Below are 21,119 nucleotides of genomic sequence, written 5' to 3' on the forward strand. Positions count from 1 at the left end.
CCTTGAAACGGACAACTTATTTTTAAGTGCCCAATGGGTACTACTGGAGTCCGAATCCTTTTGCTGCCGCTATAGCGATATGTTCTGCCATAACCATCACTCTATGCAGTGGAGTGGTCTGCAACGTTCTATAGGGTTTCGGGCCATTCATATCTACAACGGCCGCCAAACTATAGTGACCTACGGCTGGAAGATTTGCCCCCACCGATTGTGCAGGCTGCAGTGGCTCACTCGAAACGAAGTAATATCCAAGCGCGATCGGAGGACCCAGACAAGCATCTACCGCAACTACAATATGCCCGGAGGGAATCTCAGCCACTCTGGCCACCAAATTATCTGCATCGCAAGGAGACGGCAACGTACCGATTACATGTCGGAAGCCATGTTCCACAAGTTTGCTGCCCGTCAGCGGACCGAGTGCATCTCCTGTAGACCGATCTGTTCCAATGCACAGGAACGTGACTTCCTCGGCGGAATGCAGAGCAGCTATTTCCATGAAAAAGGACACTAATCCAGCATCGTCCATTTTAATGCGTTTTCCGCTTCCCTGTTCTCTGATTGCCAATACATTTCCTCCCTTCGATGATATTTTTGATCTCATGCCTTTAATTTAACATGATTTCAGTGAACCCGACAAAAAAATGGTGGTCAACCTGCCAAACATGGTAAAATACATGAATCAGTATACAGAGAGGATGTTTTAACCTAATGGATTTAACAAAGCCTAGTCAGGAAAATGTTGAGTATATGATCGAGGCTATCAAGAACAAATTAAAAATGGCCAGTGCCGCGGCGATGCAAGCCTCCGCTTTTTCAGTAGATCATTATGAAGATATCTATGATGTTTATGAGGTAGCCATGGGCAGCGACAGACTGAGTATTTCTCAGGTGGAAGCACTCGTCTCCGAACTCGGCCGTCTACGTCATAAATAATAGTTCTCCCTATTACAAGAAGAACCGATGTTGCCGTCCTTTAAAGATGACCACCGCTTCTCGTAGAAAAAAGCCCTTCGCTGTGTATCCAGAAGATGGATTCGTAGTCGAAGGGCTCTTTTTATATGATCCTACTTTATGAAATTAAGCTTGAACTCAGTATCCGCATGGCCTACTCGTGTACCCCCGTCATTGTAAATCACGCCTGAAAATGCATTGCGCAGCTTTTCCAAGGTATTTTTCTGACTATAACCAATTTGATTTAAAATTCCCTGTACAATAAGTCCCCACTCTTCTTCCGACCCGTCCAGAATCTTGAAGGCAATCCCCAGTCGCTCACGGCGTAAGCCGAAGCAATACACACCCTTAAATCCACCCTTAGCAATAATATTATCATCTTCCAAAAGAATAGAATCAAGGCGACCAGATCCAGAAACCATCTCCGGATAAGCATTCATTGCCGTTGTAATAGTAGTAACCGCTTTGCGAGTAGCTTCATCTGCAATCAAATCCGGATTGGCTAATTTCAAATAGGCCGTCGCCAAGGCGGTCAGAGGCAGAGCAAATACCGGCAGCCCGCATCCGTCCGTACCTAAACCGATACTGTCTGGGGCCACACCGGCCATATAAGCAATGGTGTCGATAATCTCACGCTGCACCGTTTGCTCCGGCTGTGAGTATTCTTCAAGCGGCAAACCTTTGAGCTTACTGTAAGATAAGATACCCATGTGCTTGCCCGCACAGTTATGATAGAACTTTCTTTTGCCCGCACCACGAATGGCGTTCTCCCTGCTGGAATAATCCAGCGGGTAACTCGTTGCACAGATCATTTGTTGCTCATCGATGCCAATCTTGGAGGATATGCTCTCTAGCGCAGCTACATGGTAGCTCTCTCCCCGATGAGAGGCGGTCATCAGGGCAACCTCTGCGGGTGTAAAGCCGTAATGCTCCACAATCCCCCCACGTACGCCTGGAATAGCCTGAAGGGGTTTAGCAGCTGAACGGGTGAACGATACAAATTCCGGATCACCTGCATACCCCTTTAAATTTCCGTTCTCTCCTACGATGGCAATATGCCCACTATGGACACATTCCAGCAAATCCGCCCGATACTCTCGTACTAATACGGTTTCCATGATTTCTCTCCTCTTTTAACTAGATGCTCTATAACTCACAAGGACTTATTAGTATTCACATTTAATAAATGCTAGAAAATAACCCCGTGCTCCGGGATTTTTGAGTACTCTACAAACTCCCTTAAGTGTTGGTTCCATGAGGAATTCTACTCCTATTTTCATTATTCTTCAATCCTGTCCCCACCAAGAAGATTTTAGAAACCGGATAAAATATAAAAAACCGCTTCCTTCTCAGAACCTTGATCTCTGAGTAGAAAGCGGTTTTTATGGAATTCAGCGTAGCCTCACAAGGGTAGCGCAGTTCGTCTTATCCTTTGCTTGCACCTGCGGTCAGGCCATCCACCAAGAAACGCTGTAGGAAAATGAACAGCAGCGTGACTGGGAGAGCGACCAATACCGCTCCGGCAGCGAACAACGTAAACTCGGTTGAGTTACTTTGGTTCACCATCCGGTAAAGCCCAACGGCGAGCGTTCTTGTATCCTCCGTACGCAATACAAGGTCGGCGAATATAAAATCCACAAAGCAGCCGTTGAAAATCATAAGGCTGGCATAGGTGAGCATCGGCTTAGATAACGGGATCATGATAGAAAGAAATACTTTCATATGACTCGCCCCATCCATTCGCGCAGCATCTTCCAAGCTTTTAGGAATCGTATCAAAAAAACCTTTAGCCACAAAAACATTCGTGATAATAGCACCGCTGCTGTACACGAGCACAAGTGCCCAATGAGAATTCAGTAGCCCAAGTGTGTTCAGCAGCACGTAAACTGCTATCATAGCCATAAATCCCGGAAACATCTGCAGAACTAGGAGCGTGGTTAGTGTAGTTTTTCTGCCCGTAAATCGATAACGAGAAATGGCGTACGAAGTCAGCAGCAGCAAAAAGGTGCCGAGCAGCGTAGACAACGCCGCAATCTTTAGCGTATTCATGAACCATAACAAATATTTAGTTTGCTCAAACAGTTCCTTGTAATGAACAAAGGTGAAATTCTTAGGAATCAATGAGTCACTGAACAAACTGTTTCCTGTTTTGAACGAAGACATAATAATCCAGAAGGCTGGGAAAAGACTAATAAAACTGAGCACAATCAGCAATAAATGGCTTCCAAACGTTTTTAACGCTTCCGTCAGTCTTAGCTTCATGCAATCATATCCTCCTCTTTAAAGGATCGCGTCCGCCGGTAGCTCCAGATGGAGAATGTCGCGACCATCAGGAAGATGACAATCCCGATAACAGAAGCAAAGCTGTACTGTGACTGGTTCAGCGCCAGTTTATAAAGCCAAGTCACCAGCAGGTCAGTGTGGCCCGCGTACTGGTAGTTAGGATTAACCGGTTCTCCATTAGTCATTAGATAAATGACATTAAAGCTGTTAATGTTGCCGGCAAACTGCATAATCAGGATAGGTGCGGTTGCGAACAATACCATGGGCAGCGTAATCATGCGGAATTTATAAAATGACCCAGCACCGTCTACTTCTGCCGCTTCATACATATCCTTCGGAATTGTTGTCAGCACCCCGAAGGCCAGAATCATGGTTACCGGAATGCCGATCCACATATTAGCCAGAATTACAGTGACCTTAGCCCAGAAAGGATTGGTTAGCCAGGCCACACCCTCCAGTCCCAAGGCTCTTAAATAACTATTGATCGGTCCGAATTGATTATTGAACATATTGCGCATGACGAGCAGAGAAATCATATTGGGAATAGCGAATGGAACGATCAGAAGTGTGCGCCAAAGCTTTTTGCAGCGGACCCGTGGCTGGTGAATAAGTACTGCAATGAGCACACCTCCAATGTAAGTCGTCGCAGTAGCAATAACCGCCCAGATCAAGGTCCAAGTCAGCACTCCACCGAAGGTGGAACTCCAGACATCCAGACTAAGCATTTTATTAAAATTACCGAAACCCACCCAGTCTACCAGATGTGCTGGCGGTAAAATCGGGTCGGCATAGTTCGTAAACGCCAGTAGCACCGAAAAAACAAGTGGTAATATCGTCAGAAAAACCACGGCCACAAAGGGAATCGCGAGGACAAGATAGGCAAAATTCCTCCGCCCCATAGCTCTGAGCGATTCAGCGAATGAATGAATGGGCTCTTTCCGGTCCCGTGCAGCTCCAACTAGGAATGCATCTCTGATGTTCAGTAAATGAAAAGCTGTATAAAAGAGCAGCGCCAGCAATGCCATTAGACCATTGATCATCATAAAAATGGAGTGGTCGCCTTCCACCATCCGGGTTAATTTGCCTACCTTGACCATACGGCTTGGAAATTCACCAAGCGTAATTAAGCCATGCAAATGTCCCATCAGATCATGAGCAATATAGTAGATTCCAGCAGACCCCACCAGCAGGAATACCAATCCTTTCAGCCACTGCCGGTTGTAGAACTGGCCCAGTCCCGGAATAATAGCCGAGAGTAGCGCTGCGCCTGTTTTTTTCCTCATGGTTAAATCACCTGCCCTTTACTTCGACTCCAGATCGGCCTGAATCGTGGTTACAGTCTGATCCAGCGTCTGTTTAACATCAAGATTTGAGTCGTTCCACAGGGACACAAACGCTGCTTTTAGGGGTTCCCAGACCGATTTAATTTCTGAAACGGAAGGCATTGGAACGGAATTTTGGAATTGCTCGAAGAATCCGCCAATAATAGGGTCATCTTTGATTTCCGGCGCTTCTCCAGCCTCTATACTCGCAGGAATCGCTCCCGTCATCTCAAAATTCTTAAGCTGATTCTCCTTGTTGCTTGCAAAATGTGCGAACAAACGGCCTGCGACCGGATATTCCGTATATGAGTTGACATAATACGATTTGACCCCGGAGAAAGAAAGACTGTCTTGACCGTCAGGTCCCTTTGGAAGAGGCGCCACACCCAGGTTAACATTTTCCTTAAACGCCGTTATGGACCACGGCCCGTCGATATTCATCGCCAGCTTACCTTCTTGGAATAACTGTGTTTTCACGTCATAAGTGATATCTCCTGCATTCAAAGGCAGAATTTTTTTGAGGCTCTGCAGAAACGTAAACCCTTTGATAGTGCCTTCATTGTTCAATCCAATATCCTTGAAATTCGTATTGTTGTCTCCGTAAATATATCCGCCGAAGCTGCCAATAAACGGATAGCTGTAATATCCGACGAATTCCCACATGATTGCGAATTTGTTTTCCTTCGGATTGTTGTACGTATCTGCAAAAGCAATCACATCATCCCACGTTTTAGGAGCGTCAGGAATCAGGTCCTTGTTGTAGAACAGCGCATAGGTTTCTACCGATTTAGGATAACCGTAAAGAATGCCATCATAAGACGATGCCTGAACGGCTGTTGCCACCATCGTTGATTTGGTTTCTTCCTCAAAAACATCATTTGGCAAAAGCAGCCCTGCTTTTACGGCTTGCCCGATCTGGTCATGGGGCAGAGTCAACACATCTGCAGCAAGTTTAGACGGACCATCCGTCGCCAGTCTTGCGCCTTGATCACCACCTGCCATTTCCTCAACTGTGACGGGAACACCATATTCTTTTTCGAAATCAGCAGCAATCTGCTTCATGTACTCAAGCTGCTCCTTGGCTTCCCAGACCATCAGTTTGGCCCCTGCTTCTGGTTTCATTTCCTCATCGGTGGTATTCTCTCCGGAAGTATTTGTCTCATTTGTGGTTCCCCCCGGCTCGTTCACTGCGGAATTCGGACTCGAATTCGGCTTTGATGCGGAGTTCCCATTGCCTGAACCGCAAGCGGTGACCGTCAAAGTTAACAGCAGGCATAGGACTAAACTAAATGTTACCGCTTGCATTTTGGAACGTTTACTCTTCTTCATTTGCTCATCTCCCCTTCGTTCATGAGTGATTAAACCTAACCCGCATTGAAAAAAAGCATATAAAAAAGGTACAACCTCATTTGCACAAAGTGCCGAGGTTGTACCTTTCCAGGTAACAGTGCCTTTAATTTGAATGCGTGTTATGAAAAATCAAGTTCGTTCGCCCTCATTCTATAATATCCATAATTTTGATTGCAATCAGAGTATAAGTCCAAAAAAGACGGTTTAACAAAGTTTATCTTTTCTTTTCTTTTATTTTCTCTTTATCCCTACCACATACTAAAAATTCCATATTGTAAATTCTTGTGAAATAACCTCTTGCTTTGCTCTTGAGGGTTATGGTAAGATGCAGACAAATTTAAAGGCAATGAAACCGCCAAGGGTTCAACCTCTGAAAATCATGAGGTTGGCCCTTTTTTTGCGTTTACATGCCCGAAGGGATGGAAAATGAGTATGATTCAACCGGAAGCCGTTTATCACCGTATGGGACAAAATTGGTCATATGCCTACGATGAGTCTACACTTCATATTCGCATAAGAACTAAGCGGGACAACGTATCACAGATCGATCTTTTCTGTGGAGATAAATTTGGCTGGGACAAAACGCATGAGGTCATTCCAATGCAGCGCCTCGCTTCTGACGGCTTGTTCGATTACTGGCAAGCCTCCGTCCGTCCCGTTTACCGCAGACTCGCGTATTACTTTGCGCTTTATGACAAAGACGAAGTTCTTTATTTTTTGGAAAAAGGTTTTTATCCAGAGCCACCTGCTGTGGTATATGAGGGCTTGTTCGACTTTCCATTTTTGAATCGCGAAGATGTGCACTCCCCTCCATCGTGGGTGAAAGATGCAGTATTTTATCAAATATTCCCGGAGCGTTTCGCGAATGGGGATCCCACCAACGATCCGACAGATGTATTGGAATGGGGCGGCACGCCGAGTCCTCGGAATTTCTTCGGAGGAGACTTACAGGGTGTACTAGATCATTTGGATTATCTCTGTGAATTGGGCATCAATGCTATATATTTTAATCCTTTATTTGCGGCAACCACCAATCATAAATACGATACAAAAGATTATTATTTGGTCGATCCTCATTTTGGCACCAATACATTGCTGAAAGAGCTTGTGGACTCCTGTCACTCCAAAGGCATCCGTGTCATCCTCGACGGTGTCTTTAATCATTGCGGTCATACCTTCCCGCCATTTGTTGATCTGCTCGCAAACGGGCAATCTTCACGTTATGCGGATTGGTTCCATGTACGCGAGTGGCCGCCACAGGTCATCGACGGAATTCCCACCTATGACACCTTTGCATTTGAGCCTATCATGCCTAAGTTCAACACTGAGAATCCTGAAGTCATAGAATATCTACTGAATGCAGGCCGCTATTGGATCGAGGAAATCGGTATAGACGGCTGGCGGCTTGATGTCGCAAATGAAGTCTCCCATTCGTTCTGGCGGCAATTCTGCAGTACGATCAAAAGCATTAATCCAGAAGCCTATCTCGTAGGAGAAATCATGCATGATTCCTTGCCGTGGCTGCTTGGCGATCAATTTGACGCCGTTATGAATTACCCGCTAACGAATATTCAAATTAATTTTTTCGCTCACGGACAGATCAATGCTGCACAATTCTCTCAGTCGGTTGCTACTATGCTAGCGAATTATCCGCAGCAAATTACGGAAGCCGCCTTTAATCTGCTAGACAGCCATGATACAGTTCGTTTCCTGACACTTTGTGGCGGTGACATCAGGAAGTTAAAGCTGGCCATTTTGTTCCAGATGACCTTTCAAGGAGCACCCTGTGTTTATTATGGCGATGAAATCGGCATGGATGGCGGATACGATCCGGACAACCGAAAATGTATGGAGTGGGACTCCCAGAAACAGAATCAAGAATTGTTCGAATACTATCGCTGGACGATCAGCCTTCGTAAATCTCATCCCGCATTCCGGAGCAGTGGATTTAAAGCGCTGGAGATTCCGGGTTATCCAAAGCTGCTTGTATATGAGCGGTGGGACAAACAAAGCCGGTTCATAATCGTATTGAACAATGAAGATGTTATGGCCGAAGTCATCATTCCTGTAACCGGAGCAGACACGATATGGGTAAATCTAAAGACGCAGAAGCGGACTGAAACCTCCACATCCCAGCTGCATCTGAATCTGCCTGAATTCGGCTATGCGGTACTCCAAGCCGTTAATGATTAATCCGTAACATTATAAATTCAATCGTGGAAGGATGGAGACATATGCTGCATATCACAGCCTGTCTTCGCCCTTCTTTTTGCGCATAAACAAATCTTGATAAAGCCTTAAAAAGGCGGTTTATATGACCTAAAGCCCTCTAGGTTACCGTATCCTCCCTTAAACTCCCGTAATCTCTCCCTTGCTCTTCAACTGTTTCAGCCCATACGCCAAAGTTTATATACGAAGTAAGATAAATTATAAGGAGTGATTGGTGATGAGTAACGTAGAACATGAAGTAGAGAACGGAAGCAGCTTATTAAAAGGTATCTTTATTGGTAGCTTAATTGGTGCCGCAGCAGCCCTGCTATTTGCACCAAAGCCTGGTCGTGAAATGCGCAGTGATCTGTCAGATAAACTTTCTCAAGCTACAGACAAGACCAAAGAAGTTGCTGGTGCCGTAACTGACAAAACCAAAGCTATTGCGACAACAGTTGGCGAAAAAGCAACCGATTTGGCTAGTACGGTGTCAGATAAAGCTTCTGATATCTATACCACTGTCAGTGACAGCAAACAACAAATTGCCGCCACTCTTCAAGAGGCTGGAAGTAAAATTGGTGACACTGTAAGTGAAGCCTCAAGCAATGTAAGCTCGGATGTTAAAGACGCCTCTAAAGACGTAGCTGATGAAGCTAAAGCATCCTCTAAAGGGGTTGCCAATCAGGCTAAGGATGCGAAAGAGGATGTAAAATCCTCCTATAAATCCAATTACTAATCTGCGGCATCATACAGCTATCACTTTAACAAACAACAGCCAGCTGACCGCAGCTGGCTGTTGTTTAGTTACACCTTTATTCACATCAGCAGATACAACTAGACATTTAATTAATGCCCGTTCGGGCTATAGAAAGCAGGGATGGCGCATGGCAGATTCAAATAACCAAACAAAACCTTATGAAATTGATGAACATCCTTTCGAGTTGCGACATGAAGTGAAACGCTTAAACAGTCGTCTTGATAAGATCGCTCACTCACTGGAAAAATCAGAATTCAAAGACATTCTCGACAACTATTCAGATCCGAAAAAAAGAATCATCACAAACCTGATGGCCGGTATATCTCGGGGACTTGGACTATCTCTCGGAACATTTGTAGTCCTTGGTTTATTAGGCTACATTCTTAGTCTTTTTCTTAATGTTCCAGTAATCGGAGAGTATCTTGGCGAAATTAAAAAATACATTGATGCTAATAGCTAACCGCAAAACTATCAATCTATTCCCCAACTATCGACCGCTTCCCCCGCTTGTCCGTCTAATCCTCTAGGTTGGACGGACAAGCGGGGGAATAAGTCTACAACAGTATACAAATAAAGGACATGCGGGTCTCCAGTCAGCGGAGAGAGGCATGTCCTTATCGTCGAAAATGTATATTACCCATACAGGAACTCAATAGGAAGAGTTGGCCATAATCTGCTTTAACTTCTCAGTGGCCCGCTTCTGTATGCGTGAAACGCTCATCTGTGATACCCCCAGCTTCTGGGCGATCGCCCGCTGGGATTGTCCATCTTGGAACGCTAACAGCAGCACCTGCTGCTCCTGTTCCTTCAATTGACCTAGTGCTTGTTGCAAATCCATACGTTTCTCTACGGTCTCGTAATCATTTGCGTCAGAGCTGATCAGCTCGCCTAGTGTGGCTCCTGTCTCCTCTTGAGAAAGGGGCGAGTCTAGGGAGACGTAATGATAACATTCTCTGCCCGCCAGTACTTCTACAGTTTCTTCAACAGACAAATCAAGATAATGAGCAATCTCATCCACCGCAGGCGAACGTTCCAGCTTTACTGTTAGTTCGTCAATCGCGTGTTGAACAAGTGCTCCCTTTTCTTTTATCCGTCTAGGTACCTGTATGTACCAAGATTTATCACGTAGGAAATTCTTCATATGTCCAATCATGCTTTTCATCGCATAGGGCTCAAAAGGGATTCCAAGGCTAATATCATATTGCTGTAATAACCGGATGAGCGCCATTTGCCCGACCTGATATAAATCCTCATACAAGTCGGGGCGGTTGCGAGAAATTTTTCCAGCAGCCATTTTTACCATAGGCTCATATTTCTTAATCAGCACTGTTGCGCGTTCATTATCCTTAGTCTGCTGATATTCCCAAATTTGGGTGACTGCTTCATTCATGGACTCGGGGGGAGTCACCTTATCACTCATACCTTTTCCTCGCTAAAGTTAAGGTGCTTCTTCAAAGTTACTACCGTCCCTCTTCCGGCCTCACTTACGACGCTCACGTCATCCATCAACGCTTGCATTAAGTAGAACCCTAAACCGCCGACCTGAACGTCACTTAACTCTTTATCATGCAGTGTCATACGCTCACTGGACGAGTCTTCCAAACCGTCAAAGCTCTCCCCCTCGTCTTTGACTGTAATGGATAGGGCACTTTCACCCACCTCAAAGATTACATCCACCATTCCGTCTTGTTGTCCATAGGCGTACAATACTGAGTTGTTACACGCCTCTGATACAGCTACCTTCATATCTTCAATATCTTCGTAGGTGAAGCCCATTTTTGAAGCAATACCATATAAATTCAACCTAACAATATCCACATACTCTGCGCTAGCCGGCAGCTGAAGAATTACTTTTTGCACATCATCACTCATTCTTTGTTCTATCCTTTCCTAGTGGGAATTCTCTTGGGAGGCAAAAAACTTGGTAATACCAGTCATGTCAAACAGCTTCTGAATTTGGGGAGGAACATCCTCAACCATAAACTTAACGTCCATACCTTGTCTTGATTTCAGGATCGAAAGTAAAATACCAATACCCGTGCTATCGATGTATTTTAATTCTTTAAGATTTATTACTAAATCATGCTTCGTATCACCTACAAGCGGCTCCATTACCAAACGGAAATCGGAAGCCACGGATAGATCAAGTTCACCATTCAGGAAAACCGTACATACACTTTCTTTTGTCTCTGTCTTAGCGTGAAACTTATTACTTTTATGCGTGTTCATAGACGATCTCTCCTGATAAATATTTTCTATATTAATAACCTCATAGTCCTACCTTTGAAACAAATAACATTAAAATATAAACTAGTAAATCTTGGGTTACGCCTGAAAAATAGAGGTATCTGTTTCAACCATCCGATTATCGCTGCTAGAATACCGAGAGATAATCTGCTTAATACTACTCATCTTAAGTGGCTTGCTGATATAGTCATCCATTCCTGAGGCTTTACAGCGATTCTGGATGCCATCCATGACATTCGCAGTCATTGCAATAATAATAGTCTTCTCAGCCGCCGGACCGCCTTCTCGACGGATTTGAGCGGTTGCCTCCAGGCCATCCATTACTGGCATTTGGAGATCCATAAAGATAAAATCATAGGGCTGCTTAAGCGCCATTTGCACAGCCTGTTTCCCGTCCTCAGCCATATCAGCTTCATAGCCGAGCTTATCTAGCATGCTAACCATCAGACGCTGATTGATAGGATGGTCATCTACAACAAGGATTCGGCTTCTGCTCTCCTGATTAAGAAGAAGATGAGGCGATTCCTCTTCTTGATAACCTCCTGTCAAATCTTCTCCAGGTACGGATGCTTGTATCGTAAAAATAAAGGTAGCTCCTTTTTGCTCCATGGATTCTACCCGTATTTCTCCGCCCATCATGCCTACAAGGGATTTACATATGGCTAAACCAAGCCCTGTCCCCCCGTATTTCCGTGTCATTGAAGAATCCAGCTGTGAGAACGGTTGGAACAATCGGTCGCATTTCTCTGGAGAAATACCAATCCCTGTATCCATGATCGTGAACTCGACTTCTACCTTGTTCCCAGATGTTTCTTTGATGGAAGCGACTAAATAGACACCGCCTTGATTCGTAAATTTAACTGCGTTAGCAATCAGATTAATTAATACTTGGCGTAAACGGGCCATATCTCCATATAAAAGTCTAGGCAACTTCTGATCGATAAAATAAGCGAGCTCCAGGTTCTTTTTTCCCGCTTCCACCGAAAAGAGGCTGAACACCTCTTGAATACATGTGCGAAGTTCGAACAGCTGCTCTTCGATTTCCATTTTACCGGATTCCATTTTGGTGAAATCAAGAATATCGTTTATAACCGTAATCAACGTGTCTGCACTTTTCCGAATGATCTCGGAATACTCCTTCTGCTCAGGAGCAAGGTCAGTCTCCATTAATAAATCAATCATACCCACTACGCCATTCATTGGTGTACGAATCTCATGACTCATCATAGCCAGAAATTCCGACTTCGCTTTGGAGGCGATCTCCGCCTCTTCCTTAGCCTTTACGAGCTCACTATTTATGATTTCCAGTTCTTTCGTCTTTTGCTGCAGCAGCATGGTCTGAGTCTGATGCTTCTTGCTCGTAATATACATCTCGACAAAACCTTGTATCTTAGACTTCAGAATTTGTGGAATGAAGGGCTTGACCATATAATCAATAGCCCCTGCAGAATAGCCCGCGAATAAATGCTCCGCTTCCTTACTATTCGCAGAGATAAAGATAATCGGAATTTCCTTTGTTTTTTCTCTGGCTTTAATCAACTTTGCGGTCTCGATCCCATCCATACCTGGCATCTGCACGTCCAGTACGATGACAGCAAAATCATACCTTAACAAACACCGCAGCGCTTCTTCGCCGGAGGTGGCTTTGACTAGCTCATAATGCTGGCTTTCAAGTACCGCCTCCAGCGCCAGCAGATTTTCAGGACGGTCATCTACTAGTAGTATATGAATTGGTTCTTGAAACCCCATAGGACCACCCTCCTTCATGCGTTATTTTATGTTACGGTATATTTTTTCTACTCTGTCCAAAGACTCATAACAATCGCTGTACTTCGTAAAGTGAATGGATTCTTTAGAGCCTAGAACAAGTATTCCAAAACGACTTAAACTTTCATGAAACAAGCCGTGAACATGATCCCGCAGCTCATCATTGAAATAGATCATCACATTGCGGCAGAAAATAACATTAAACTCATTAAAAGAAGTATCTGTAGCCAAGTTATGCTCAGCGAATATAATGTTTTTGCGTAAATATGGCTGTAAAATAACCGAGTTATACTTCGCTGTATAGTATTCAGAGAATGCCCGGGTACCTCCCGCCTCCAAATAATTCTTAGTGTATTGCTTCATTCTGCTAATATCATAGACGCCTTCCTTAGCCTGCTGTAAAGAACGCTCATTCATATCTGTGGCATAAATCCGAGCCTTATCGTAAAGCCCTTCTTCATGAAGCAGGATGGCCATAGAGTATACTTCTTCACCAGTGGAGCATCCAGCATGCCAGATACGAATATAGGGATAAGTCCTCAACAACGGAACTACCTTCTGGCGAAACGTTAAAAATAACCCCGGGTCCCTAAACATTTCGGTAACCGGAATGGAGAGACTATAGACAAATCGTTCAAAACAGGCACGATCATGCAGCACCTTTTCTTGCAGCGCGGATATGCTGTGTACATTCTCCGCATGCACATGATGCCAGATACGTCGCTTCAAAGAAGGCAACGCATAATTCCGGAAATCATATCCATATAAACGGTGTACTCCATCAAGGAGCAGCTCGATCTCAATTTGCTCCAACTCGTCACTTCCTACCATAACGGGCTGCTCCTCATATCCGTGTTCTATCGCTTTCATTGTTATCCCGACTCCCTTATTAACACACCGTAATTCTAGTCATGTTAGTTCTTAAAAAGGTATTACCCCAAATTTGAGTTTACGAATACAACCAGACACGCATTAACGAAAGAAGTTGACCTGTTGCGATCGGTTTCTTCATATAATCAGAAGCTCCCGCTTCAATACATTTGGCGCGATCCTCTTTCATTGCTTTGGCGGTAAGCGCAATAATAGGCAGTTTCTGATATTGCGGCATTTCACGGATTCGGCGCATAGCTTCATATCCGTCCATTTCCGGCATCATCATATCCATAAGCACGAGATCAAAATCTTCTTGCTCTACCAGCATTTCCAGCGCTTCACGTCCATTCTCCGCAAACTTCACTTCCATGTGGTATTCTTCCAGTACACTAGAGAGTGCAAAAACATTACGAATATCATCATCGACGAGCAGTATTTTCTTCCCTTCGAATAACTCTTCTTTGTTATGCAGCTTCTGCAAAATTTTACGTTTATCTTCCGGAAGATTGGCTTCTACCCGGTGCAAGAACAACGTTGTCTCATCCAGTAGTCGTTCCGGAGAACGAACATCCTTAATAATTATGGATTCAGCATACTTGCGGAGCTGTGTCTCCTCTTTGCTATCTAAATCCTTACCTGTATAAATAATAATAGGAAGATCATTTAATTCTTCATCATCACGAATCTGATCCAGCAATTCAAAGCCGTTCATATCCCCAAGCATAAGATCCAGAACCATACAATCATATCTCTGCTTGCGCAGCTCCATCAGTGCCTCATTGCCGGTTGATACCGCGGTGATAGCTACATCATCGTGACCTATCAATTCCATAATGGAACGACGTTGAATCTCATCGTCTTCAACAATCAGAAGGTACTTCACTGTGCTGGACGTATAGTTCTCAATTTGTGAGAAAGCCCGCTCCAATGCTTCTCTTGAAGATGGTTTTCTAAGATACGCCATAGCTCCCATCATTAATCCTTGCTTCACTTCATCGTTCACTGAGATAACATGAACAGGAATGTGACGGGTCTGAGATGCACTTTTCAGCTCTCTAAGGATGGTCCAGCCGTCCATTACAGGCAGCTGTATATCGAGAATGATCGCATCTGGCAAATAAGTTTTTGCCATCTGCAGTCCTATATCGCCTTGAAGCGCTACTAGACCTTTAAATCTGCGCCCACGAGCCATGTCTAACAAGATTTTCGCAAAGCTTTCATCATCTTCAATAATAAGCAGGACTTTGTCATTCGCCGTCAAATTGTCACGATCATCCTCAATTGTCAGTTGTGGAAGGGGTACGTTAACGGCTGCTGGCACTAAGGTTGGAAGCATGTCTCCAATATATTCATCATATGTGGAATCCTCTTTGGACACCGCAGCTTCTATTTCTGCACGTTGTTTACTGTAATTTGCCTTCACCGGCAAATATAAAGTGAAGGTACTGCCTTGTCCCTCACGGGATTCGAGCACAATAGCTCCACCCATTATACGAACCAATTCACGGCTGATCGACAATCCCAACCCCGTGCCTCCATATTTACGGCTGGTTGTTCCGTCTACTTGCTGGAAGGCTTCGAATACAATATCTGTTTTGTCAGCCGGAATACCAATGCCACTGTCCTTCACAGCAATAGCAATATATTCATTATCACTCGGCAGATTTAGTGGCAAGAGATTATTATCTGCCGGGCTAACTGAAAACTCGATAAAACCTTCGGTTGTAAATTTAAAGGCATTGGAAAGCAGGTTTCTTAAAACCTGCTTCAACCGGTGACTATCGGCAATTACGCTATCTGGCAGCGGCTCGTTAAAGGCTATCCGTAAGGAGAGTCCTTTTTTGATCGCCTGCGGAGCAAAATTCTGCTTCACAAAGCTTTTCAGCTCAGTCAGTTTAATTTCTTCATGATTCAGTTCCATTTTTCCTGCATCAACCTTGGATAGATCGAGAATTTCATCAATCATTTTAAGCAGGTCAGCACCTGACATGTAAATCGTATGGGCAAATTCAACCTGTTTCTCCGTTAGATTACCATCCTTGTTCTCAGTAAGCAGCTGAGACAAGATCAGCAGACTGTTAAGCGGCGTCCGCAATTCATGGGACATGTTCGCCATAAATTCCGATTTATATTTACTAGTCACGGATAATTGCATAGCCTGTTTCTCTAGCTGAACCTTAGCATGCTCAATTTCATCTTTTTTCTCCTCAACCTCCTGCACTTGCTCCTCTAGTGCACGAGTCTTGGCGACGAGTTCCGTATTGTAATGCTCCAGTTCCTCCTGCTGACGTTGCAGCAGTTCTTCTGAACGCTTAAGCGCGTCCGTCTGCTCTTCCAAGTTCTCATTAGAACGACGCAGTTCTTCTTGCTGAGTCTGCAGCTCCTCTGACTGACATTGCAGTTCTTCCGTAAGTGCTTGTGACTCACGCAGTAATTTCTCTACAATCAGACGACGACTAATATTATTGAAAATAATGCTTAAATTATTCGCAAGTTGTTGCAGCAAATCATTTTTCAAACTGCTAAATGGCTGGAATGAAGCGAATTCTACTACACCGAGCAGCTCGTCTTCAAAAATAAGCGGATGAATGGAAATATATCCTGGCTGTGAATCCACAAAGCCGGATTTCACGGAGATATAATCTTCAGGAGCCCGCTCCAATCTGATTGGGTGCATATCAAGCGCACTTTGTCCTACAAGCCCTTCTCCAATCAAAAAACCTTCCTTTGGTTTCTTATCGTTATCTACTGCATAATAACCACTGCTTCGTAAAAAATCGGGACGATTAGCATCCTTCAAATACACAGCTCCAAACTGGGCTCCGAGCACAGGGGTGAACTCGTTGATAAAGGTCTGTGAGACCTGATCCAATGAGCTAACCCCCCGGAGAAGTTCTGTCACCTGAGCAACATTTGCATTCAGCCAGGATTGATCATTCTGTGCCTGTGCATAAGCCTGTTCCATTTGCTGTTTCTCTTCAAGATCTAACGCCATTTTCTTAAAGACAAGGGCAACCTCACCAATCTCATCTTTCGAAGTAACCTTTATGCGCCTTATGGCCCGAATTCTGCCGTTGCCAAAGCTGGTAATCATCATCGAAACGACATTAAGCCCCCGCGTAATGCTTGGAATGATCCATAGAACAACTCCAAGTCCAAGTAGCAGGCCCACAATCATCATCAAGATGACCATCTGAGTAGAGCTTTGATAGGCATCTTTAGCTTTTGCGCTCTCTTCATTCATAATAAAGGCATTATAATCAGAGAGACTGTTCAGAGCATTTAACACGGCATTCTGAATCGCTTGTCCCTCTGTGTTAGAATACGTGCTGGCATTCTGGAAATAACCAGCTGATAGCAGCTTCAATATTTTTTCCTGATAATTTAGATAGATCGTATAAGAATCATCAATTTGATTAACGATCTGCATCTCTTCAGCGCTAGTCATTGATTCTTTTATTTTGTCGTAGTGCTCATTCGCCTTAGCTATTTTTTTATCAATCTCTTTTTTTTGTGATTCTACCGTTGATGTATCCGCGCTTAACATGGTCGTCGTTAATATGCGCGCCATATCATTCACTTCTCCACGCATACCTGAAGAAGAGCGCCCCTTCATATATCTATCCTGGTAACCCTCAAGCTGACCATTCATATAATCCAAACGATCGTATCCAATCATAGTAAGTGCCAGCATAATCGCCAGCATCGCACTAAAACCAATTAAGAGTTTAGCCTTTATTTTCATCCTCATTCTGTTCCCTTCTTCAGTGAGATCCACACTATACATTTGTCATCGTCACGCTCTTTAGGAACATCAGCATTGAAAAAAGCAGCCCGTATAGTTTCTTCCTTCCATTCATGCTCAACATTTAAATGCTTAATCATAAACTTCAGCTGCTCTTCCTGTTCACCCTCAACCAGCTCCAGCAGACCATCTGTATAGAGAACCAAATGCCCTTCATCTTCGTAGGTCAAGCTCTGAGGCTGAATATCAATCCGTTCAAACAGGCCTACAGGGTGACAATTACTTTCCAGCAAGACCGGAGTCTTAGCTGCGCCCTCAAAAAATAGCGCAGGTGGATGCCCGGCGTTAACGTAGTCAATACGCTTTATACGAGTGTCGATCACAAGATAAATCGTCGTAAAATAATATTGAATCAGCTTTTTCTCAATATAAAGTTGGTTAAACCTTCGATTGAGTTCCTGAATTACCTTTTCCGGCTCTACATAGGTAGTTACCGTATCCTTTAATACTGACGCAAGGAACATGCAAAAAAGAGAGGACGATATACCGTGTCCCATAATGTCCAGGAGGATTACGCCATATCGGCCATCCCCAAGGGGATACCAGGCATATAAATCACCCGCCAATTCAGAGGAAGGCTGATAGATAGCATGCACCTCGAAATTCTCTTCCTGCAGGGGTAGGCTGAGTACAGCATTCTGCACGAGTGCAGCCAGTCTCAATTCCTCCTGAATCCGCTGATCCCGTTCCTTATGCCAATCTTTCTCACGTTTCAACCGCAGAGCAAGCCGAATCCGGGCCATTAGCTCCACTTTATTAATAGGTTTCGTAACATAATCTACTGCACCTGCATCCAGCGCTTCGGCCAATTTCTTAGAATCGCCTACAGCTGTAACCATTATTATTGGAATATCCTTAAGATGTTCGTATTGCTGCACAACACGACATGCTTCGATCCCATCCATTTCTGGCATCATCATATCCAGTAAAATCAGATCAATATCTGACATCCGGGGACGTCCATCTTCACTCCCCGAACCGATTCCAAGCCGTTCCAGCATCTCTTTGGCAGAGGATGCGGTTACGAAATTTCGGTAATCTTCTTTTTTCAGGATTTCACGGATAATGATAACATTAGTCGGATTGTCATCCACGATTAAGATTCTCATCATCTTCACCTCACACGAATAGTATTACGACCGTAAAATTCTGCAAACCTATTAACTATATCATACGCTATTTTACAGTGTTATTTCTATTTTCATAATATGTAAATATAGTCATAGGATCAATTTACGTATTCAGCAAAGTAACCTCCAGCCCCACTATACCTAGTGGTTCTGGAGGTTACTCTATTCTAAAGACAGCCTATGTTTATTAACCAATTTGCTCAAATATGAAACACATTAGGACGAAATACTATCAAATAAATCAATTCCTTCAAATTCACCCGCCAAATTTCGATATATTTTGAGTGCATTATTCCCTCTCAGGTATACATCCCCATCTTCGGCTATAAAATACGGTTTGCCCAAAGTATCTTGCAGATTATCTGTTAAAGGATCGATTTCTACGCCATCTACATATAAACCGAACTGCTGTGCTTGCGGAGGTGCAACATGCACATAAAGTACAACACCCTCGCCCACACCCACTGTCACATCTGCATAGTGGTACTCCACTGTCTCTAGCAATGAATCATTTGTCACCGCAAGCGGATTGCCTTTGGTCAGAAGCAGTTCTTCCTTTGTAGTGTATAAAGCGACACCTTGCAGAGAATCAAAGCGATTTATATATGGGCTGGATTCTGAAACATGTTCAAATGCGAGAACCGACTTAGGTTGTTCAATAAAAGTAGAGATAGGCACCAACTGTGGAGACGCATCAAAGTATGGGAAAAGAAGACCAAATAAAAGGATCATCATGTTCATGTTGTGTCCCACCTTTCTTATCTGCAGCCACCGATTACAGAAGCTTTACTATCTTATGCTTAATGACGAAATTTCTTCCAAAGAGTTGCAGCTACGTCTACACCTTTTAGCACTGTAGCTATTTTTCCCGGTGACTTCTCAGCATAAATGGCATCATAGGAGTTAACAGTACGTTCTTCAGCAGGAGTTAGCGGAGCTTCTTTTATAGAGACTTCCTTACTCTTCTCCTTCAGCTCACGCGATTTACGATATTTCTCGATCACTGTGACTGACACTTGTTTGACCGTTAAGGTCAACTCATTCATGACATCACCCAGATTCTTGACAGAATCGATGACTGGGTCAATCTTCTGAATCTTATGCTGTACATCGGCAGTGATTTCATTTGCGTGTCTGACCGTCGTTTTCACTTCATAAGTAAGCTCATCCATCGTCTTCTGTACTTCCACCAAGGTTTGGCTGACTTTGTCGAGTGAATCCTTTGCCGACTTTAAAGTTTTAATTAAAAAGAAAACAAGTACTGCGAATGCAATTGCGACGAGTGCTACACTAAGTTCAATGATCATATTCATAACCCCTTCCATATCTCATAAATATCGGCTAATCAGCCTTGTATACTGCATAGTTACCCCTGGTCCCATAAGCCGAAACATCTTGTCGAGCGTTGTCAAGAGTCCCTCTTCCCTTTTGTTTCAAAATCAAAGCCCCCGTTTATACAATGACTACATTAATCAAAAAAGGATAGGTGATATGTAATGTTAAAATGGTCCGCAATACTACTTGTAGTCGCAGTAATCGCCGGAATCTTTGGTTTCTTCAACCTAGTAGCTGCCGCTGCTGGTCTTGCTAAGATCCTGTTCTTCGTCTTCCTGGTTCTGTTTGTAATTTCTCTCTTCACGGGACGCAGAGGTAGATCAATGTAGCCCCTCATTTCAATGGTGTGACTTTCGTATCCCTCCCATATCTATCCATATATCTTATTCATCATGCAGAAAGTATAGGTCATTCCTGCACGGATGTCACTTGAGAAAATAAGAAATGTTGAATGGGTGGTTCATCACGCATCAATTACGTTTACTAGCTTATTAACAAACAGCGCTTTTGGAAAAAAATACATCCAACCCCCACAGGAGGAACCAAACATGAAAAAAATCGCCAGCCTTACAGTAGCCTTAGGACTTATGGCTTCCATTGCCGCTACAGCTTCAGCAGCTGAAGTAACAGAAACTACTACGGCTCCTACAAACGTTACTGGAAGCACTTACAGCAATTCTTTTGAAACCATTATTACTCCAGCGGATATGAGTCCAGCTACACCGCAAATAGTGCTGACTGAGAAAACACCTTTCTACTTTTCAGTCGGAGGTATAATTCCAGCAGGCTGGCTTGGCGTTCAGACTCTTGATACAACTGGTGAAGTCATTTCGGATACTTGGGGTAATGAATGGAGAGAAATTTACACTTGGCTAGGAAAAGCATGGGTTAAGGTTCCTGTATCAGCCAATGTCATTTTGCCTTAATTAATCAATAAGCGAAGAAGGGGTGTCCCAAGAGCCACGAAAATGGCCGATGGTACTGCCCTTTTTTTATGTGGAGAGTACATATTCCGAACAGATAAACAAGAAGAGCTACCCCTTCAGTAGAGAATTCTACTAAAAGGATAGCCCTCTTGCGCGTACGCCCGC

The 21,119-nt window shown here is 43.9% G+C and carries 20 protein-coding genes; 6 read left to right on the top strand and 14 right to left on the bottom strand.

Annotation, left to right across the window (positions count from 1 at the left end):
• Positions 1–40 precede the first annotated feature (40 nt).
• Positions 41–565, bottom strand: coding sequence for a spore protease YyaC (gene yyaC / locus MHI51_RS26680; protein ID WP_248549634.1), 525 nt, complete (start codon positions 563–565; stop codon positions 41–43).
• Positions 566–708: 143 nt separating this feature from the next.
• Between yyaC and MHI51_RS26685 the strand changes: the two genes are divergently transcribed.
• On the top strand, positions 709–933 hold the full coding sequence (locus MHI51_RS26685; protein WP_036680203.1) for a DUF1128 domain-containing protein: 225 nt from the start codon (positions 709–711) through the stop codon (positions 931–933).
• A 131-nt stretch (positions 934–1,064) separates the two neighbouring features.
• Here the strand turns inward: MHI51_RS26685 and MHI51_RS26690 are convergent, their stop codons facing one another.
• The 4 genes from MHI51_RS26690 to MHI51_RS26705 all read right to left on the bottom strand — a co-directional run bounded on the left by MHI51_RS26690 (position 1,065) and on the right by MHI51_RS26705 (position 5,885).
• Positions 1,065–2,069 (bottom strand): asparaginase, encoded by a 1,005-nt coding sequence (locus MHI51_RS26690; protein WP_076128665.1) that lies wholly within the window; start codon positions 2,067–2,069, stop codon positions 1,065–1,067.
• 307 nt (positions 2,070–2,376) lie between these two features.
• The gene (locus MHI51_RS26695; protein ID WP_076128667.1) at positions 2,377–3,213 is read right to left on the bottom strand and encodes a sugar ABC transporter permease; all 837 of its coding nucleotides are present in this window, start codon (positions 3,211–3,213) and stop codon (positions 2,377–2,379) included.
• Positions 3,210–4,517 (bottom strand): carbohydrate ABC transporter permease, encoded by a 1,308-nt coding sequence (locus MHI51_RS26700; protein WP_076128669.1) that lies wholly within the window; start codon positions 4,515–4,517, stop codon positions 3,210–3,212. The genes MHI51_RS26695 and MHI51_RS26700 overlap by 4 nt, the downstream gene beginning before the upstream one ends.
• A gap of 18 nt (positions 4,518–4,535) precedes the next feature.
• A complete protein-coding gene (locus tag MHI51_RS26705; protein ID WP_405173378.1) occupies positions 4,536–5,885 on the bottom strand; it encodes a maltose ABC transporter substrate-binding protein in 1,350 nt (449 codons plus the stop codon).
• Between the two features lie 447 nt (positions 5,886–6,332).
• On the opposite strand from MHI51_RS26705, the gene MHI51_RS26710 reads away from it, so the two are divergent.
• From MHI51_RS26710 to MHI51_RS26720, 3 genes are all read left to right on the top strand, one after another.
• The gene (locus tag MHI51_RS26710) at positions 6,333–8,099 is read left to right on the top strand and encodes a glycoside hydrolase family 13 protein (RefSeq protein ID WP_405173379.1); all 1,767 of its coding nucleotides are present in this window, start codon (positions 6,333–6,335) and stop codon (positions 8,097–8,099) included.
• Between the two features lie 253 nt (positions 8,100–8,352).
• Positions 8,353–8,850, top strand: a complete 498-nt coding sequence (locus tag MHI51_RS26715; protein ID WP_405173380.1) for a YtxH domain-containing protein — start codon at positions 8,353–8,355, stop codon at positions 8,848–8,850.
• A gap of 148 nt (positions 8,851–8,998) precedes the next feature.
• The gene (locus MHI51_RS26720) at positions 8,999–9,331 is read left to right on the top strand and encodes a DUF5665 domain-containing protein (RefSeq protein WP_036680215.1); all 333 of its coding nucleotides are present in this window, start codon (positions 8,999–9,001) and stop codon (positions 9,329–9,331) included.
• Between the two features lie 189 nt (positions 9,332–9,520).
• Here MHI51_RS26720 and MHI51_RS26725 read toward each other — a convergent pair whose 3' ends face one another.
• The 9 genes from MHI51_RS26725 to MHI51_RS26765 all read right to left on the bottom strand — a co-directional run bounded on the left by MHI51_RS26725 (position 9,521) and on the right by MHI51_RS26765 (position 20,000).
• Positions 9,521–10,291: a sigma-70 family RNA polymerase sigma factor gene (locus MHI51_RS26725; RefSeq protein ID WP_076128673.1), complete on the bottom strand. Its 771-nt coding sequence runs from the start codon at positions 10,289–10,291 to the stop codon at positions 9,521–9,523.
• On the bottom strand, positions 10,288–10,743 hold the full coding sequence (gene rsbW / locus MHI51_RS26730) for an anti-sigma B factor RsbW (protein ID WP_036680217.1): 456 nt from the start codon (positions 10,741–10,743) through the stop codon (positions 10,288–10,290). The genes MHI51_RS26725 and rsbW overlap by 4 nt, the downstream gene beginning before the upstream one ends.
• 18 nt (positions 10,744–10,761) lie before the next feature.
• Complete coding sequence (locus MHI51_RS26735; protein ID WP_076128675.1) at positions 10,762–11,100, bottom strand: STAS domain-containing protein; 339 nt, start codon at positions 11,098–11,100, stop codon at positions 10,762–10,764.
• Positions 11,101–11,196: 96 nt separating this feature from the next.
• The gene (locus MHI51_RS26740) at positions 11,197–12,867 is read right to left on the bottom strand and encodes a response regulator (RefSeq protein WP_076128677.1); all 1,671 of its coding nucleotides are present in this window, start codon (positions 12,865–12,867) and stop codon (positions 11,197–11,199) included.
• A 21-nt stretch (positions 12,868–12,888) separates the two neighbouring features.
• Positions 12,889–13,755: a protein-glutamate O-methyltransferase CheR gene (locus MHI51_RS26745; protein ID WP_051491113.1), complete on the bottom strand. Its 867-nt coding sequence runs from the start codon at positions 13,753–13,755 to the stop codon at positions 12,889–12,891.
• A gap of 79 nt (positions 13,756–13,834) precedes the next feature.
• On the bottom strand, positions 13,835–17,503 hold the full coding sequence (locus MHI51_RS26750; protein ID WP_076128810.1) for a response regulator: 3,669 nt from the start codon (positions 17,501–17,503) through the stop codon (positions 13,835–13,837).
• A 2-nt stretch (positions 17,504–17,505) separates the two neighbouring features.
• Complete coding sequence (locus tag MHI51_RS26755; RefSeq protein WP_076128679.1) at positions 17,506–18,672, bottom strand: SpoIIE family protein phosphatase; 1,167 nt, start codon at positions 18,670–18,672, stop codon at positions 17,506–17,508.
• 237 nt (positions 18,673–18,909) lie between these two features.
• Complete coding sequence (locus tag MHI51_RS26760) at positions 18,910–19,434, bottom strand: hypothetical protein (RefSeq protein WP_076277152.1); 525 nt, start codon at positions 19,432–19,434, stop codon at positions 18,910–18,912.
• A gap of 59 nt (positions 19,435–19,493) precedes the next feature.
• Positions 19,494–20,000 carry a DUF948 domain-containing protein gene (locus MHI51_RS26765; RefSeq protein WP_036680224.1) on the bottom strand — a complete coding sequence of 169 codons (507 nt, stop codon included), beginning with the start codon at positions 19,998–20,000 and terminating at the stop codon, positions 19,494–19,496.
• A 189-nt stretch (positions 20,001–20,189) separates the two neighbouring features.
• Between MHI51_RS26765 and MHI51_RS26770 the strand changes: the two genes are divergently transcribed.
• Both MHI51_RS26770 and MHI51_RS26775 read left to right on the top strand, forming a co-directional pair.
• Positions 20,190–20,357, top strand: a complete 168-nt coding sequence (locus MHI51_RS26770; protein ID WP_036680225.1) for a DUF1328 domain-containing protein — start codon at positions 20,190–20,192, stop codon at positions 20,355–20,357.
• A gap of 219 nt (positions 20,358–20,576) precedes the next feature.
• On the top strand, positions 20,577–20,954 hold the full coding sequence (locus tag MHI51_RS26775) for a hypothetical protein (protein WP_076220907.1): 378 nt from the start codon (positions 20,577–20,579) through the stop codon (positions 20,952–20,954).
• The last annotated feature ends 165 nt before the right edge of the window (positions 20,955–21,119 follow it).

The sequence above is a fragment of the Paenibacillus sp. FSL H8-0260 genome (assembly GCF_045040625.1).
Taxonomy (GTDB): domain Bacteria; phylum Bacillota; class Bacilli; order Paenibacillales; family Paenibacillaceae; genus Paenibacillus_AQ; species Paenibacillus_AQ odorifer.

Excerpts from the sequence above, each read along its gene's own strand:
- MHI51_RS26685 (WP_036680203.1), top strand. The coding sequence starts at position 709 with ATGGATTTAACAAAGCCTAGTCAGGAAAATGTTGAGTATATGATCGAG.
- MHI51_RS26690 (WP_076128665.1), bottom strand. The coding sequence starts at position 2,069 with ATGGAAACCGTATTAGTACGAGAGTATCGGGCGGATTTGCTGGAATGT.
- MHI51_RS26695 (WP_076128667.1), bottom strand. The coding sequence starts at position 3,213 with ATGAAGCTAAGACTGACGGAAGCGTTAAAAACGTTTGGAAGCCATTTA.
- MHI51_RS26700 (WP_076128669.1), bottom strand. The coding sequence starts at position 4,517 with ATGAGGAAAAAAACAGGCGCAGCGCTACTCTCGGCTATTATTCCGGGA.
- MHI51_RS26705 (WP_405173378.1), bottom strand. The coding sequence starts at position 5,885 with ATGAAGAAGAGTAAACGTTCCAAAATGCAAGCGGTAACATTTAGTTTA.
- MHI51_RS26710 (WP_405173379.1), top strand. The coding sequence starts at position 6,333 with ATGAGTATGATTCAACCGGAAGCCGTTTATCACCGTATGGGACAAAAT.
- MHI51_RS26715 (WP_405173380.1), top strand. The coding sequence starts at position 8,353 with ATGAGTAACGTAGAACATGAAGTAGAGAACGGAAGCAGCTTATTAAAA.
- MHI51_RS26720 (WP_036680215.1), top strand. The coding sequence starts at position 8,999 with ATGGCAGATTCAAATAACCAAACAAAACCTTATGAAATTGATGAACAT.
- MHI51_RS26725 (WP_076128673.1), bottom strand. The coding sequence starts at position 10,291 with ATGAGTGATAAGGTGACTCCCCCCGAGTCCATGAATGAAGCAGTCACC.
- rsbW (WP_036680217.1), bottom strand. The coding sequence starts at position 10,743 with ATGAGTGATGATGTGCAAAAAGTAATTCTTCAGCTGCCGGCTAGCGCA.
- MHI51_RS26735 (WP_076128675.1), bottom strand. The coding sequence starts at position 11,100 with ATGAACACGCATAAAAGTAATAAGTTTCACGCTAAGACAGAGACAAAA.
- MHI51_RS26740 (WP_076128677.1), bottom strand. The coding sequence starts at position 12,867 with ATGGGGTTTCAAGAACCAATTCATATACTACTAGTAGATGACCGTCCT.
- MHI51_RS26745 (WP_051491113.1), bottom strand. The coding sequence starts at position 13,755 with ATGAAAGCGATAGAACACGGATATGAGGAGCAGCCCGTTATGGTAGGA.
- MHI51_RS26750 (WP_076128810.1), bottom strand. The coding sequence starts at position 17,503 with ATGAAAATAAAGGCTAAACTCTTAATTGGTTTTAGTGCGATGCTGGCG.
- MHI51_RS26755 (WP_076128679.1), bottom strand. The coding sequence starts at position 18,672 with ATGAGAATCTTAATCGTGGATGACAATCCGACTAATGTTATCATTATC.
- MHI51_RS26760 (WP_076277152.1), bottom strand. The coding sequence starts at position 19,434 with ATGAACATGATGATCCTTTTATTTGGTCTTCTTTTCCCATACTTTGAT.
- MHI51_RS26765 (WP_036680224.1), bottom strand. The coding sequence starts at position 20,000 with ATGATCATTGAACTTAGTGTAGCACTCGTCGCAATTGCATTCGCAGTA.
- MHI51_RS26770 (WP_036680225.1), top strand. The coding sequence starts at position 20,190 with ATGTTAAAATGGTCCGCAATACTACTTGTAGTCGCAGTAATCGCCGGA.
- MHI51_RS26775 (WP_076220907.1), top strand. The coding sequence starts at position 20,577 with ATGAAAAAAATCGCCAGCCTTACAGTAGCCTTAGGACTTATGGCTTCC.